Raw genomic sequence first — 16032 nt, forward strand, 5'->3', positions numbered from 1 at the left:
CATCTTGCCGCATAGTCACGCCTGCAACTTAGACACTTGCGGCCCCGCTTTCCAGCTTTGTGCCGCCATCGGGGAGATCATTCATGGCTTACATGCGACTGGCTGCATGCCTATCTGCCGTATCGCTCGTTCTGGCTGCGCCCGGCGCGGCCCAAGAAACCGAAGGGACTTCAGTGACTGCACCTACCTCGCCGCCCCAAGCCGAGAAGCGCGACCATTCCTATACCCATCACGGGATCACGATCTCCGATCCGTATCACTGGCTCAAGGACCAGAGCTATCCGACGATCGATGACGAGGACATCCTCGACTACGTGAAGGCGGAAAACGCCTGGTACGAAGCGCGCATGGCGCCGCAGAAGGAACTCGTCGACACCCTGTTCGAAGAGATGAAGGCGCGGATCAAGGAAGACGATTCCACCGTTCCGCAAAAGGATGGCGACTGGCTCTACTGGTCGGAATTCGAAGAGGGCGCGCAATACCGCAAGCATTACCGCAAGCCGGTGTCGGGCGGCGATGCGGTGCTGATCCTCGACGAGAACGAACTGGCACAAGGCCTGGAATACTTCCGGCTGGGTGCAGCGTCGGTGAGCAAGAACGGGCGCTATCTCGCCTATTCGACCGACAGCAACGGGTCCGAACGCTACACCGCGCGGATCAAGGACCTGCAGACCGGCGAATTGCTGCCGGACGAGCTGACGAACCTGCGCGGCGGTCTCACCTGGGTCGCGAACGATACCGCGCTGGTCTACGGCCCCTCGACCGAGGAATGGCGCTCGCTCGAAGCGAAGCTGCACGTGCTCGGCACGCCGGTCGAAAGCGACGTCACGCTCTATGAAGAGGAAGACCAGAGCTTCGGCGTGGGCACCGGCCTGTCCGCTCAGGACGACTGGCTGATCATCGCCACGGGCGACAACGAGACCAGCGAAGTGCGCCTTGTGCGCGCAGACGATCCGACCGGCGAACAGATCCTCGTCAGGCCGCGCCAGAAGGGTGTCGAGTATTCGGTCGATGTCCGCACCGACGAGACAGGCACGAACCTGTTCGTGTGGACCAATGACGATCACATCAACTTCCGCCTCGCCAAGGCCTCGATCGAGACGCCCGGCGAGTGGGAAACCGTGATCGCCGGATCGGACGAATTTTACCTGACCGGCTTCGACCTGTTCCAGGATTTCTTCGTGACCGAAGGCCGCCTCGACGGGCTCGACCAGATCCAGCTGCGCACCTACGACGCGCCGCTCCAGGCACGCGCCATCAGCTTCCCGGAAGCGAGCTACAATGCGGGCCTGTCGAACAATCCCGAATATGCCGTCACCAAGCTGCGCCTCGATTATGAAAGCATGGTCACGCCCGATTCGGTCTATGATTACGACGTCGCCACAGGCGGGCTCGAACTGCTCAAGCAGCAGGAAATCCCGAGCGGCTACGACGCGTCGCTCTACACCACCGAACGCCTGAGCGTGCAGTCGCGCGACGGCACGATGATCCCGGTCAGCGTGGTCTATCGCAAGGATCGCAAGGACGGGGCCATGCCGCTCCACCTCTATGCCTACGGCGCCTATGGTTATGCCATGCCGCCCGGCTTTTCGACCACGCGCCTCAGCCTGATCGATCGCGGCTTCGCTTATGCCATCGCGCATATCCGCGGCGGCGACGACCTCGGCCGGCGCTGGTATTTGCAGGGCAAGATGTTCGAGCGCGCCAACACCTTCAACGACTTCGTCGATGTCGGACGCGGCCTGATCGAGAAGGGCTACACCGCAGAAGGCAAGATTACCGCCAGCGGCGGGTCCGCAGGCGGCGAGCTGATGGGCGCGATCGTCAACCAGGACCCGGAACAGTACGGCGCCGTCGTGGCCCACGTGCCCTTCGTCGATGTGCTCAACACCATGCTTGACGAAAGCCTCCCGCTGACGCCGGGCGAATGGCAGGAATGGGGCAACCCCATCACCGACAAGGCCGCTTTCGCCTACATCCTGAGCTATTCGCCCTACGACCAGGTCAAGGCGCAGGATTACCCGCCCATGCTGGTCACCGCCGGTCTCAACGATCCGCGCGTAACCTACTGGGAGCCTGCCAAGTGGGTTGCCAAGCTGCGCGAGGTGAAGACCGACGACAACGAACTGCTGCTTAAGACCAATATGGGCGCAGGGCACGGCGGCAAGTCGGGCCGCTGGAATTCGGTGTACGAAGTGGCGGAAGAATACGCCTTCATCCTGTGGCAGCTCGGGATGACCGAGTGACGGCGAAGTTCACGAAGACATATGTTGCCGGGGCCGAGCACATCGACGAGCTCGGCCACGTCAACAATGCGATCTGGGTCCAGTGGATCCAAGACATGTCGACCAGCCATTGGGAAGCCGCCGCGCGGCCCGAAGACAAGGCGACCTATTTCTGGGTCGTGACCCGGCACGAAATCGATTATCGCGGCAATGTCGCCGAAGGTGAAAGCGTGACCGGCACGACCTGGATCGAAGGCCGTGCGCGCGGGGCGACTTCGGTTCGCCGGGTCGAGTTCCGCGACGCGAACGAGAAAGTCATCGTCTCCGCAGCCACGACCTGGGCCATGCTGGAACGCGCATCGAACAGGCTGGCGAGGGTCCGGCCCGAAATGCTCGAAGCCCTCACCAAAGAGCAGGGTTAGCCGAGCAGGTCGGCTACCGGCCGGTAGTTGTAGCCCAGCTCGCTTGCCACCGCTTCGTAGGTGACTTCGCCTGCGTGCACGTTGAGCCCTTCGGCAAGATGCGGGTCATTGCGCATGGCATCTTTCCAGCCCATCCGCGCAATGCGCAGGGCATGCGGAAGCGTCACATTGTTCAGCGCATAGGTGCTGGTGCGCGCGACGGCGCCCGGCATGTTGGCGACGCAGTAATGCACGATGTCATCGACGACATAGGTCGGGTCGGCATGGGTCGTGGGCTTCGAAGTCTCGAAACAGCCGCCCTGGTCGATGGCGACGTCGACGAGGACAGCGCCCTTCTGCATGTCGCCCAGCATCTCGCGCGTGACCAGCTTCGGGGCTGCCGCGCCGGGGATCAGCACCGCGCCGATGACGAGGTCCGCGCCGCACACCGCGTCATAGAGGTTGGCCTTGTTCGAGAAACGCGTGCTGGCGCGGCTTTCGAAATGGGTACCGACTTTCTCGAGCACTTCAGGGTCGCGATCGAGGATGGTCACGTCCGCACCAAGGCCCGCCGCCATCTGCGCCGCGTTGAAACCGACGACACCGCCGCCGATGACCACGACCTTGCCCGGCATAACGCCCGGTACGCCGCCAAGCAGCACACCGCGCCCGCCATGCGCCTTCTCGAGCGCGGTCGCGCCTGCCTGCACGCTCATGCGGCCGGCCACCTGGCTCATCGGCTTCAAGAGCGGCAGCTGACCGCGCGGGCCGGTGACCGTTTCGTAGGCGATTGCGGTCACGCCGCTATCGACAAGGTCCTTCGTCTGGTCCGGATCGGGCGCAAGGTGGAGATAGGTGTAAAGGATCTGGTCCGCGCGCAGCTTCTTGCGTTCGACCGCCTGCGGTTCCTTCACCTTCACGACCATTTCGCATTCGGCGAAAATCGGATCGGGTCCGTCGACGATCTTCGCGCCAGCTGCGACATATTGTTCGTCCGTCGCATCGATGCCGCAACCGGCCTGCGTCTCGATCCACACTTCGTGGCCCTGAGCGACGAGTTCGTTCGCACTCTCGGGCGTCAGGCCGACGCGGTATTCGTGGTTCTTGATTTCTTTCGGACAGCCGATGCGCATGGGTGCGGACTCCTTCTCTGGGAAGCGCCGCTACTCGTGAAAACCCTTCGCTGCAAGCGCGCTTGCCGTAGCGTATTTTTATTCCGGCAAAGCCTGCCAGCGCGCTTCGATACGATCGGGAGAACCGCCATTCGTTTGCGTTAATGTCACGCCGCGTTCGCGCAATTGGGCGGCGACCGCATCGAAGGCTTCACCTTCGCGTCCGGCAAGGTTGATGCCGAGTCCCTGCCGCCGGGCGGCCCATGCGACGACGTCCAGTGCCTGCTGTCCCGCAGCATCCGGCTCGCCCTCGGCCAGGGTGATCGAAGGCAGGGCGAGAAGCGGCGGCCGCAGTTCGATCGACCAGCCGGGCATGCCCGCATCGACACGGCCTTCCAGCACGCGCCAGCCCTCCACCGTCAGTCCGGGGAGGTGGCTCGCCTGCACGATGGCACGGCGATTGTCGCGATCGACGGTCACTTCGGACTTTTGGACCCCGGCGACCAGCGCGAGTTCGCCGACCATTTCCGAAATCTGGCGCTCGGTCGCCTGCGCGCGCTGCTCGTCCTTGGCGCGGGCGAGTTCAGCCGCTTCGGCAGCGCCCGGATCCGTACCCACGCGGTATTGTTCGACCGCAATCACGACCTCGCGCTCAAAGCGGGTTTCCAAGCGGCGCTTGATTTCGGCATTGGCCTTGCTGTTGAATTGCGGCGTATCGACCGTCCCGCTGACGACGACGGGATCCGCGTCCCAGTCGATACCGGTGACATTGACCCGCGCCTTGTCCGGGAAACTTTCGGCGATGACGTCCTGCACCACTCGCTGCGCATTGGCCTCGAAGGCAATGTCCCGCAGCGAGAAGCCGAGCGGGATGGCAAGTCCCACGAAAACCACAAAGATACCGAAGTTCTGGAACCAGCCCTGCCGCGCCGACAGATCGGTTCGGAAACCGTAGAGGCGCGCCATGATCGTTGCCGAGAGGGCGATGGTCAGAAAGTTGGTGATGTAGAGCGCCAGCGCCCCGCCGAAGACCGTCCAGTTCAGCGTCGCGAGCCCGTATCCCACGGCGGCCAGCGGCGGCATAAGGGCGGTTGCGATGGCCACGCCGACGATCGTGCCCTCACGCCCGCGGATCAGCGCATAGGAGCCTGCCAGCGAGGAAAACAGCGCGACCAGCAGGTCGAAAAGGTTCGGCTGCGTGCGCGCAGCGATCTCCGAGGTGACGGTCTGTAACGGCGAGACCAGTACGATCAGCGCGGTGAAAAGGATCGCGGCAATCGTCCCGATCGCCAATGCCCGGATACTGATGCGCAGCCACTTCAGCTTGCCCGAGGCGAGCGCGAAACCCGCCCCGATGATCGGGCTCATCAACGGGGACAACAGCATGGCCCCGATCACGACTGCCGGCGAGGACAGCAGCATGCCGAGGATCGCGATGCCTGCCGACATCATGACCATGAAAATATAACGCGGGCTGGCATCGCTTTCCCCCGCGATCTTGGCGATCACGGCGGTGTGGTCGACATCGGCCACCACATGATCGAGCCACCAGCGCCGGATCGGCACCAGGGCACGCCCGATAGGGCTATGAACCCAACCGGGTGTCGGAGGCCTGCGCTTGGAAGCGTAATTGGGGGTGACTACTCGTGCCATTGAAAACCGGCCTTAGAGCGGATTTCCGTCTTGGTCGCGGTAAATTTCGCGGCGGCCGACATGATTGGCAGGTCCGACCAGCCCTTCGGCCTCCATCCGCTCGATCCACTTGGCGGCCGTGTTGTAGCCCACGCCCATCTGGCGCTGGAGCCAGCTTCCGCTCGCCTTCTGGTTCTCGATCACGATCTGGCAGGCCTGGCGATACTTGCGCTCGTCCGGATTGTCGGAAGCGGTAAACTCGTCCTCGAAGTTGAAACCACCATCTTCCGGCTCTTCGGTAACGGCATCGACGTAGTCGGGCTTGCCCTGCGCGCGCCAGTGATCGGCGACCTTCTCGACCTCCTCGTCGGACACGAAAGGGCCATGTACGCGGATCATCGCGCCGGTATTGGGCTTGTAGAGCATGTCGCCCTTGCCCAGCAGCTGCTCTGCGCCCTGCTCGCCAAGGATGGTGCGGCTGTCGATGCGGCTCGTCACCTTGAAGCTGATACGGGTCGGCAGGTTGGCCTTGATGACGCCGGTGATGACGTCGACCGACGGGCGCTGCGTCGCCATGATGAGGTGGATGCCCGCAGCACGCGATTTCTGGCTGAGGCGCTGGATCAGCACTTCGATTTCCTTGCCGACGGTGACCATGAGGTCGGCCAGCTCGTCGACGATCAGCACGATCAGCGGCAGCGGTTCGTAGTCGAGCTGCTCTTCTTCATACAGTTCTTCGCCCGTCTCCGGATCGAAGCCGGTCTGCACGCGGCGGCCCAGCGGCTTGCCCTTGGCGGCTGCGGCTTTCACCTTCTCGTTGAATCCCGCGATGTTGCGCGAGTTTACGCTGGACATCATGCGATAGCGCTTCTCCATCTCCTCGACCGCCCATTTCAATGCACGGACGGACTTGGCCGGCTCGGTCACGACCGGGCTGAGGAGATGCGGGATATCGTCATAGGTCTTCAGCTCGAGGACCTTGGGATCGATCAGGATCAGGCGGCACTCGTCCGGCGTGAAGCGATAGAGCAGCGACAGCAGGATGGCGTTGAGGCCGACCGATTTACCCGAGCCCGTCGTACCCGCGACCAGCAAGTGCGGCATGGCGGCAAGGTCGGCTATGATCGGTTCGCCGCCGATGTCCTTGCCCAGGATCATTGGCAGGCTGCCCTTGGAATCGACGAAAGCAGCGGACGTCGACAGCTCCTTGTAGCTGACCATCTGGCGGTCCGCATTGGGCAGTTCGATACCGATGACGGTCTTGCCCGGAATGGGCGACACGCGCGCGCTGATCGCGCTCATGTTGCGGGCGATGTCTTCGGCAAGGCCGACAACGCGGCTGGCCTTGATGCCCGGTGCAGGCTCAAGCTCGTACATGGTGACGACGGGACCCGCGCGCACCGCGGTAATCTCGCCCTTCACGTTGAAATCGTCGAGCACGTTCTCGAGCAGGCGGGCGTTGCGTTCCAGCGCGATCTTGTCGAGCTTCTGCACGGCGTGTTCGGGCGGATCGTCGAGCAGATCGTGGCTCGGCAGTTGGTAATTCGCGAACATGTCGCGCTGCTTGGCCTTGGCCGGCTGCGAGCGGACGGGCGCAGGCTTGGGGTCGGCGATTTCGGGCGAGCGGCGCGGGGCACGCGGTGCCTCCTCGTCCTCTTCGTCATCGATATCCTCGGCCTTGCGGCGCGCTCGCTTCGTTTTCTTCGGCGCAAGCGGCAGATCGATATCGGTTTCGACCTCCTTGCGTTCGAAGAGTTTCGGCAGCGTAAAGAACTGCGCCCAGTCGAGGGCGAAGACCTTCGTCACCAGGGCGAGGCCGCCGCCCAGCGCCACAAGGCCGAGCGCGCCGGTAATCCAGCCCGAAAAATCCCCGCCGAAGCGTGTGGCAACCGCGTCGATGCCGCCCGCACCGAGGAGCCCGGCAAGACCGCCGCCGCCCGCCGGGAACGGCCCGGGGCTGCTTTCGAACAGCAGGCTGACGACCGTGCCGAGAAGCAGCATCGCGACCAGCAGCAGGCCGAAGGGCCCCCACCACCTCCCCGGCGTTTCTTCCTCGTCCGCATCCTCGACCCCGGTCCACAACCGGCGCGCGGAAATCCAGATCAATGGCAGCAGCAGCAGCGCCGGCAAGCCGAAGAAGAAATAGGCGCGTTCTGCCGCCCAGGCGCCGCTTGCGCCCATCCAGTTGGAAATGGTCGTGCCCGATGCGGCCGTCGAGGCGCTGGGATCGGTCTGGGTGTAGCTGGCCAGTGCCAGCGTCAGGAAGACCAGCAAAACCAGCAGGAGGCCCGCGCCCGCCATATGCGTCGCGCGGCGCAGGGAACGGCGAAACGCCGCCCGCCAATCGGGTTTTGCGCCAGCGCGCGTGGCCATTGTCATTCCTTCCGTCCGTCGTGTGGGAAACACTATGAATCCTCGGCGAGTCCGAGGTCAAGCAGTGCTTTTGTTTTGTCTCAATCGCCGGCGGTCGCCCTTGCCTCCCTGCGGTCGGTCAGGAGGCGAGTCCGTCGATCGCGCCCCAACGCGGCCAGTCGAGCTCGCGTGCCCGCGCCGCATTCATGCCGCCCAGCGCGATAACCGGCACCGGCGATTGCTGCGCCAATACGCGAAAGCCGAATACGCCGAGCGTTTTCGCGCCGGGATGGGAGTTGGTCGGGAAAACCGGCGACAGGAAAATGCCGTCGACGCCCGCGGCGATCGCCTTCTGCAATTCATCGCCATCATGCGCCGTGGCGAGGCGCAGACCGCTGCCAAGCGTTCCAGCCGCTCCGTAATGGCCGTCTGCACCCCAGTCCTCATTGCCGGACAGGATCACGAGGTGATCACGCGACCGGGCCAGCGCTGCCAAGGCGTCGAAGCGCGCGCGCCGCTCTTCGGGCGGCAAGTGATAATGCCTGAACACAAAGCCCGAGCCCCTGGGCAGAGCCTGCAAGGCCTGCTCCAGCCCGGCATCGTTGCGGGCATCGGAAAGCAGCCAAAGCAGGGGCAGGGACTGGCGCACAGACATAGGGACGTTATAGCGCGCCCTCATGGAAAAGGCAGACACTCCTCTTCAGATCGTCCGATCGCAAATCGCCGCGACCTGCAAGCGCGCGCGGCGCGAACCCGGCGAGGTTACCCTGATCGCGATCAGCAAGACCCATCCCGCCGACCGGATCGAGCCGCTGCTCGAACAGGGCCAGCGCCATTTCGGCGAAAACCGGGTGCAGGAAGCGCAAGACAAATGGCCCGCACTGAAAGAAGCCTATCCCCACACCGTGCTGCACCTTGTCGGACAATTGCAGTCCAACAAGGCCGAAGATGCGGCGGAATTGTTCGACGTCATCCATTCGCTCGACCGCCCGAGCCTGGTCAAGGCGCTCGCCAAGGCGAAAGAGAAGACCGGCCGCTGCCCGGAGTGCTTCATCCAGGTCGATGTCGGCGAGGAAGAGCAGAAGGGCGGCTGCGCGATCGCGGACCTGCCCGGCCTGATCGAGCAGGCGCGCGAGGCGGGCATCCCGCTCGCGGGCCTCATGTGCATCCCGCCTGCCGATATCGAACCTGCGCCGTTCTTTGCGCTGCTCGACAAGCTGGCGCGCGACAACGTGCTGGAGGGACGCTCCATGGGCATGAGCGGCGATTACGAAACCGCCATCATGCTGGGCGCAACGCATATCCGTGTCGGTACGGCGCTGTTCGGCGCACGCGGATAGGAAAGAGCGGGGAGAGTTTCCCCTCCCCGCCCCGGATGCTCAGAATTCGAAGCTGAGTTCGGCGCCGAGCTGGCGGCCCTTCATCAGCGGCGAGAATGTGCCGACCGCCGGACGCGGGTCAAACGGTCGATTGACGCCGTTGGAAAATGCCCCCGCACCGAACGGCAGCTGTGTGTCGCCGCCCGCCTGCACTTCATCTAGCAGGTTCTTGCCATAGACCGACAGGCTCAAGCCATCGACGGGCGTATTCCAGGTGACGTTCGCATCGAGCATTCCGGCATCCTGGATGTAGCCGAAATTATTGTCCGTATAGGCGAACTCGTCGCGGTACTGGAAGTTGACGCGGCTCACGATCTCGCTCGTGCCGAGGTCGAGTTCGTGGATCGCGCCGACGCCCCAGGTCACCTCGGGCACACGCGGCAGGCGCAGCGCAAGATCCGCTTCGTCGATTTCACCATCGCCCGAGATGTCGAACAGGATCGCATCATATTCATCATCCATCACGCCGATGTTCGCCGTGAACAGCAGGTCTCGCGACACGCGCATGCGTGCTTCGGCCTCGAAACCGGTGATCGAGGCGTCGGCCGTGTTGAAGATCGACTGGGCAACCCCTGCACTTTGCGACGACTGGTTCACTTCGCGCTGCATATTGGCGATGTCGGTGTAATAGGCTGCCAGGTTCAGCGTGAAATCGCCGTTGTCGGTCTGGAACTTGCCGCCGATTTCGTAGCTGTCGACCTGCTCTTCATCGAAATTGAACGCTCCATTGTCCGCGGCGATGGCTTCGAAGGCGTTGGCCGCCGTAATCCGGAAATTGTAGCCGCCGCTGCGATAGCCGCGCGTCCAGTGGGCGTAGATCTGCCCGCGACCCATTTCGTACTGGAGGCCGAGCTTGGGCGACCAGTTCGACCAGCTATTGGCGTCGGTGAAGCCGTTGTTTTCCTCGCCGCCCGGATAGACTGCGGCAAAGGCCGGATCGACGCTCCACGGATTGACGCCGCCAACCGGGCACGTGCCCTCGATGACCGAGCAGGCTTCGCGCGGACGGACATAGGTGATCGCGACGTCCTTTTCCTCGCGGCTCCAGCGGATACCGGCAATGATCGACAGTGCATCGGTGAGGTGCAGTTCGCCAGCCGCAAACGCACCGAGCACTTCGTGGTCCTGCGTCCCGCCGCCATAGAAGGCGAGCGGTGCAACCGAGACGATGTTGCGCTCTTCGGTATAGGCGATCGACTGGTCGAACCAGAAGCCGCCCAGCGTCAGGTCGAACGCGTCGGTTGAAACCGCATAGCGCAATTCGTTGGAGAACTGTTCCTGCGCGGTGTCGGTGGGCGAGTGGAAGATGAAGACCGGCAGCGAATCGATGTCGCCGAAGGTGTATGCATCGTACTTGCGCCAGCCGAAGATGTTGGTCAGCGTGCCGGAACCGATGTCGGCATCGGCGGTCAGCGAAGCGGTCCAGATCTCGTTGTCGTAAGCGCCCGGATTGTCGATCGCGAAGTCGAAGCTTTCCCGGTCGAACTGGCCGCGGTTCTGCGCCGACGGGCCATCGCCTTCGCTGGCGAAATAGTCGAGCTTGCCGGTCAGGGTCAGCGCGCCGAGCCGTCCTTCAAGCGCACCGCGAAGGATCTTCGTTTCCGCAGCGCCATGGTTCGAACCATCGGCGAGGTTGCGGAAATAGCCTTCGTCCTTGTTGTAATAGCCGCCCAGCTTGAAAAGCAGCGCGTCTTCGACCAGCGGTCCGGAGATCACGCCCGATAGGGTGTAATTTGCGCCGCCGCGACCACCGTCGAGCGCCGGGCCATCGACCGAGGCACGCATCTTGCCGGTAAAATAGTCTGTCGGATTGCCGGTGTTCACCAGCAGCGCGCCGCCGGTCACATTGCGGCCGAACAGGATGCCCTGCGGGCCGCGCAGGATTTCGACCGATTCAAGGTCGAACAGGTCGAAGACCACGCCCGCATTGATGCCGAGGTAAACGCCGTCGACGAACACGCCGACGGTCGGGTCGATGGAGGGAATCGAGCTATTGATGCCAAGCCCGCGGATCGAGAAATTTGCCTGGCCGCGGCTGGTCCCCACCTGGTCGAGATTGACGTTGGGCGCCGAGTGGCTGAGCGACTGGAGGTCGCGCACGTTGAGCGCATCGAGGCTTTCGGCATTGAACGCGGTGACTGCCAGCGCAATGTCCTGCACATTTTCCGCATTCTGGGTCTTGGTGCCGGTCACGACGATCATGTTGAAGGCATCGGCCGCGCTGTCGTCTGCTGAAGGAGAGGCGACCGCTTCCGGCGCTTCGTCACTTGCCTGGGCGACTGCGCCTTGCGGAGTCAGAACGAGACCGGCGCCGAGCACGCAAAGCGCGCGCAGCGAAACAGAACTGTATTTCATTTTTAGGGGGTTACTCTCTCTCAGGGTAAATTCGCGACCCCGATGGCGAATTGGGATTCGCGTTGCAACCGCAAGTTTTCCCCGATTTGTTCAGGCGTCTTCGAGCCGGGCCTGCATCGCGTCGCCCGCAGCTTCGACCAGCCGCGCTTCGACGCGATTCTGCCGCTCCCCTTCGCCCAGTTTCCCTCCGGTGAGGTCGGTCACGTAGAATGTATCGACGGCCCGTTCGCCATAGTGCGTGATGTGTGCGGAGTGCACGACGAGCCTGCTTTCGAACAGCACGCGGGCCAATCGGTTGAGCAGTGCAGGGCGATCGCGCGCATTGACCTCGATCACGGTGAAGCGGTTCGATGCCTTGTTGTCGAACAGGACGCGCGGACTGACGTCGAACGCCTTCGATCGGCTGTACGGCAGCGGACGCTGCGCCAGTTTCGGTGCAAGGTCGACCCGGTTCGCCAGCGCATCGGCGATGGAGGTCTTGAGGCGTTCGAGCTGTCCTTCCTCGCGGAACGGGGCGCCGTGCGGATCCTGCACCAGGAAGTTGTCCAGCGCCCACCCGGTACGCGTCGTATGGATGCGCGCGTCGATGATGTTCCCGCCAGCGAGATGGATGCCTCCCGCAATGCGGTAGAACAGGCCGGGATGGTCGGCGGCGATGACCGTAACCAGCGTGGCCCCGCGCGCTTCATAGAATTCGCAATGCACCGACAGGGCGTGGTCGAGATCGCGTGCCGCCGCATAATGGACGAGGTTGAGCGCCACGATATCGAGCGGTTCGGCGATCCAGTAGGAATCGTCGAAAGTGTCGCCAAGCTCTGCGACGAGGTGACCCTTCTCGCCCAGCATTTCGGCCACTTGCGCCTTCTTCGCGGCGACCTTTTCCTTGCGCCCGTGCCGCATGTGGCCGAGCCTCAGGCGTTCCGATGCGGCATCGTACAATTCGCCCAGCAGCTGGCCTTTCCAGCTGTTCCAGGTCCCCGGACCGACCGCGCGGATATCGACCGCGGTCAGGATCGCGAGGTGGCGAAGGCGTTCGATGCTCTGCACCTGCCCCACGTAATCCTCGATCGTCTTGGGATCGGTGAGGTCGCGCTTTTGCGCGGTGTGGCTCATCAGCAAATGGTGCAGCACCAGCCAGGCGACCAGCTCGGTCTCGCTTTCGCTGAGGCCGAAGCGCGGGCACAATTCACGCGCCACGTCCGCACCGAGGACCGAATGGTCGCCTCCGCGACCCTTGGCGATATCGTGCAGAAGCGCTGCGACATAGGCGACCCTGCGCGAGGCGACCTTGTGGATCAGGCGGGTGGCGCGCGGGTGGTCGGCCTTGAGCTCGCCCTTTTCGATCTGGCTCAGCAGGCCGATTGCGCGGATCGTGTGCTCGTCGACGGTATAGTGATGATACATGTCAAACTGCATCTGCGCGTTGACCTTGCCGAAATCGGGCACGAAGCGGCCGAAGACGCCGGCCTCGTTCATCCAGCGCAGGACCGTTTCGGGATCGTTGCGCCCGGACAGCAGGTCTAAGAACAACGCGTTGGCGCGCTTGTCCTCGCGGACACCATGGTCGATCAGCTTCGCGTCGCGCGCGGCCTGGCGCATGGTTTCCGGGTGGATTTCCAGCTCTTCGGCCTCGGCCAGCTGGAACACCTCGATCAGGCGCACGGGGTCCTTGCGGAAATAATCGTCAGAAGGTGCGGCAATGCGCCCGCCGAATACGCGGTAGCCCTTCAATTCGCGCGGCTTCTGCCGGAAGGTGGCGAAGAAACCGCTCCGCGCGGCGCGGGTGGCGAGATCGTCCTCGATATGGGCGAGGAAGACACCGGTCAGGCTACCGACATGCTTCACCTGCAGGAAATAGAACTGCATGAAGCGCTCGACCGCAGACTTGCCCGGGCGATCGGCGAAGTTCATCCGCTCTGACACTTGCCGCTGAAGATCGAATGTCAGCCGGTCCTCCGCCCTCCCCGTAATCGCATGCATGTGGCAGCGCACGGCCAGGAGGAAGCGTTCGGCGCGGCGGAAGGTGCGGTATTCGTTCCGGGTCAGCAGACCGCTGTCGACCAGTTCCGACGCGCTGCGCACGCGGTGGATGAACTTGCCGATCCAATAGAGTGTCTGGAGATCGCGCAAGCCGCCCTTGCCGTCCTTCACATTGGGTTCGACGACATAGCGGCTGTCGCCCATGCGCTTGTGACGCGCGTTGCGCTCCTGCAGCTTCTGCGTGAGGAAGGCGCGTTCATTACCCTTGACCACCTCGAGCGTGAAGCGCCGCTCGCCTTCGGAATAAAGGTCGCGGTCGCCCCATACATAGCGCCCTTCGAGAAGGGCGGTGCGGATCGTCAGATCGTCCTTCGCCAGCCTGATCGCCTCGTCCAGCGTGCGGGTGGAATGGCCGACCTTGAGACCTAGGTCCCACAGGAGGTAGAGCATTGCCTCCACCACCTGTTCGCACCAGGCATTGCGCCGCTCGCCGACCAGGAAGGCGATGTCGACATCGGAATGCGGGGCCATTTCCGCGCGCCCGTATCCGCCCACCGCCATGACCGCGAGCCGCTCGCCGGAGGACCTGTTGGCTGCGGGATAGACGTATTGCGTAACGTACTCGTGGATGATCCGCACGAGCTGGTCGACGAGGAAGGAATAGCCGCCCGCAATGGCATGGCCTGCGGACAGGCGCGCTTCCAGCCGCCGCTCCATTTCCGTCCGGCCTGCCTCCAGCGCTTCCTTCAGCGCCGCGACGACTTGCGGACGCGCCTTGGCACCTTGCTCCCCGGCCAGCGCCTCTATGCGAGAGGCAAGCGCCTTGCGATCAATGATCGCGCGCCGGTCGGGGATCTGCGGTTCGCTCAACTGGAGACGAGGTCCTTGGCGAAGGTCGCCTTGACGGTGCGCTTGTCGACCTTCTGCGTGCCGAGGCGCGGCAGGTGGTCGTCCGAACGGAAGACGTACTGCGGCACCTTGAACTTGGCGATATGCTCGGCGAGGAAGCCCTGCAGTTCTTCCGGGCTCAGATCCTTGCCGGGGTGCGTGAAATAGACCGCGGCCGGGATTTCACCGAAGCGTTCGTCGGGCACGCCGAAGACGCTGCATTCGGCCACCGCGTCATGCGCGTAGATCGCTTCTTCCACCTCGATGCAGGAGATGTTTTCGCCGCCGCGGATGATGATGTCCTTCTTGCGATCGACGATGAAGAGATAATCGTCCGCGTCGAGATAACCGAGGTCGCCGGTGCGGAAATAGGCATCGTCGGTATAGGCAGACGCGGTCGCGTCCTCGTTCTTCCAGTAGCCGAGGAAATTCGCGACCGAACGGATGCAGACTTCGCCCACGGCGCCCTGTTCCAGCTTGTTGCCGTCATCGTCGAGGATGGCCATGTCGACCAGCGGTTTCGACGGCATGCCGGTGGAGCCGGGCTTTTCCATGTAGTTTTCGTTGAGGTTGCCGCAGCCCACCGCATTGGTTTCGGTGAGGCCATAGCCCAGCAGCGGGAAGCCTTCGGGGAAGGCGTCCTTGATCTTCTTTACGTGCTCGGGCGGGCGCGCGGAGCCGCCGGCGGCGAAGCTCTTGCAGCTCGACAGGTCGAACTGGTCGCGTTCCGGATGGGTGGCCATTTCATAGCTCATCAGCGGCACGCCGACGAAATAGGTGACCTTTTCCTCGTCGAGCAGGCGCAGCGCCTCGCGCGCATCCCATTTCGGCATCAGCACCAGCTTGCGGCCGAGGGCGAAGCTCTGGAGGAATAGCGGCACCTCACCGGTGACGTGGAACAGCGGCACGGCGACCAGCGCGGAGGGCTGGACGGTCGGCGCATCGCCGCGTTCGGTCAGGATTTGCAGGATCATCGCGGTCTGCGCGACGTAGTTCATCACGCCAGACACCACGCCGAGGTGGTCGGAATAGGCGCCCTTGGGATGACCGGTCGAACCCGAAGTATAGAGGATCGTTGCAAGATCGTCCGGGCCGATTTCGCCCAGCATCTTCATCGCCGTATCGCCAGCTTCCCATACCGGTGCAAGGCCTTCGGCAGGCACGCCATGGTCGAACACCACGACCTTCGACTTGATGTGCTGGCCTTCGAAGCGCGCGGCACGCTGCGCATCGGCAAGGACCAACGAGCAATCGCACAGGTCGATGCCGTAAGCCATTTCCTCGCCCGTCCACCAGCCGTTGAGCAGGGTGGCGCAGCCGCCCGACATCAGAATGCCCATATAGGCGATCATCCAGTTGGCGGAATTGCGCGCGGCGATGCCGACGCGGTCGCCTTTCTTCACGCCATGCTTGGTCGCGAGGCCATGTGCGACGTGAGTCGCAGCAGCGTAGACTTCACCGAATGTCAGCCTCAGATCGCCATCGACGAGGAAAAGCTCGTCCTTCTTCTCGTTGCAGAAGTGCGCGAAATAATGCGCGAGGCTGGGCGGCGCGTTCTTGAAGGCCGGCATCATCACGCCGCGCCGTTCGATATCGTGGGTTTCGAACATCTGACCCGGGGCGGTCACGGCGGCGGTGAAACGATGGATATCCTTGTCGAGTTCGGTCGGCATGGTGTGTTTTTGTCCTCTCTCAAAATGCACGCGCA

10 protein-coding genes are annotated in these 16032 nt (G+C 63.4%); 3 read left to right on the plus strand and 7 right to left on the minus strand.

Annotated features, from left to right (window positions below; all coding sequences use genetic code 11):
* The first annotated feature begins 92 nt into the window (after positions 1-92).
* Positions 93-2246, plus strand: a complete 2154-nt coding sequence (locus LCM24_RS05010) for a S9 family peptidase (protein WP_224803469.1) — start codon at positions 93-95, stop codon at positions 2244-2246.
* Entirely contained in the window at positions 2243-2647 is a 405-nt protein-coding gene (locus LCM24_RS05015) for an acyl-CoA thioesterase (protein ID WP_224803004.1), read from the plus strand. Before LCM24_RS05010 ends, LCM24_RS05015 begins: the two co-directional genes overlap by 4 nt.
* Here the strand turns inward: LCM24_RS05015 and ald are convergent.
* The 4 genes from ald to LCM24_RS05035 all read right to left on the minus strand — a co-directional run bounded on the left by ald (position 2644) and on the right by LCM24_RS05035 (position 8377).
* Positions 2644-3759 carry an alanine dehydrogenase gene (ald, locus tag LCM24_RS05020; RefSeq protein WP_100259882.1) on the minus strand — a complete coding sequence of 372 codons (1116 nt, stop codon included), beginning with the start codon at positions 3757-3759 and terminating at the stop codon, positions 2644-2646. The two genes, LCM24_RS05015 and ald, sit on opposite strands and share 4 nt — an antisense overlap.
* 78 nt (positions 3760-3837) lie before the next feature.
* On the minus strand, positions 3838-5304 hold the full coding sequence (locus LCM24_RS05025) for a DUF389 domain-containing protein (RefSeq protein WP_224803005.1): 1467 nt from the start codon (positions 5302-5304) through the stop codon (positions 3838-3840).
* A gap of 99 nt (positions 5305-5403) precedes the next feature.
* Positions 5404-7743 (minus strand): FtsK/SpoIIIE family DNA translocase, encoded by a 2340-nt coding sequence (locus LCM24_RS05030; RefSeq protein ID WP_224803006.1) that lies wholly within the window; start codon positions 7741-7743, stop codon positions 5404-5406.
* Between the two features lie 118 nt (positions 7744-7861).
* Positions 7862-8377 (minus strand): thiamine phosphate synthase, encoded by a 516-nt coding sequence (locus LCM24_RS05035; RefSeq protein WP_224803470.1) that lies wholly within the window; start codon positions 8375-8377, stop codon positions 7862-7864.
* A 22-nt stretch (positions 8378-8399) separates the two neighbouring features.
* On the opposite strand from LCM24_RS05035, the gene LCM24_RS05040 reads away from it, so the two are divergent.
* Positions 8400-9062, plus strand: coding sequence for a YggS family pyridoxal phosphate-dependent enzyme (locus LCM24_RS05040; RefSeq protein WP_224803007.1), 663 nt, complete (start codon positions 8400-8402; stop codon positions 9060-9062).
* 39 nt (positions 9063-9101) lie between these two features.
* Here LCM24_RS05040 and LCM24_RS05045 read toward each other — a convergent pair whose 3' ends face one another.
* The 3 genes from LCM24_RS05045 to LCM24_RS05055 form a co-directional block, all read right to left on the minus strand.
* The gene (locus tag LCM24_RS05045; protein ID WP_224803008.1) at positions 9102-11456 is read right to left on the minus strand and encodes a TonB-dependent receptor; all 2355 of its coding nucleotides are present in this window, start codon (positions 11454-11456) and stop codon (positions 9102-9104) included.
* Between the two features lie 90 nt (positions 11457-11546).
* Positions 11547-14306: a [protein-PII] uridylyltransferase gene (locus LCM24_RS05050; RefSeq protein WP_224803009.1), complete on the minus strand. Its 2760-nt coding sequence runs from the start codon at positions 14304-14306 to the stop codon at positions 11547-11549.
* Complete coding sequence (locus tag LCM24_RS05055) at positions 14303-15997, minus strand: class I adenylate-forming enzyme family protein (protein WP_224803010.1); 1695 nt, start codon at positions 15995-15997, stop codon at positions 14303-14305. The genes LCM24_RS05050 and LCM24_RS05055 overlap by 4 nt, the downstream gene beginning before the upstream one ends.
* Between the last annotated feature and the right edge of the window lie 35 nt (positions 15998-16032).

Source organism: Qipengyuania aquimaris, from assembly GCF_020171965.1.
Classification (GTDB): Bacteria; Pseudomonadota; Alphaproteobacteria; order Sphingomonadales; family Sphingomonadaceae; genus Qipengyuania; species Qipengyuania aquimaris_A.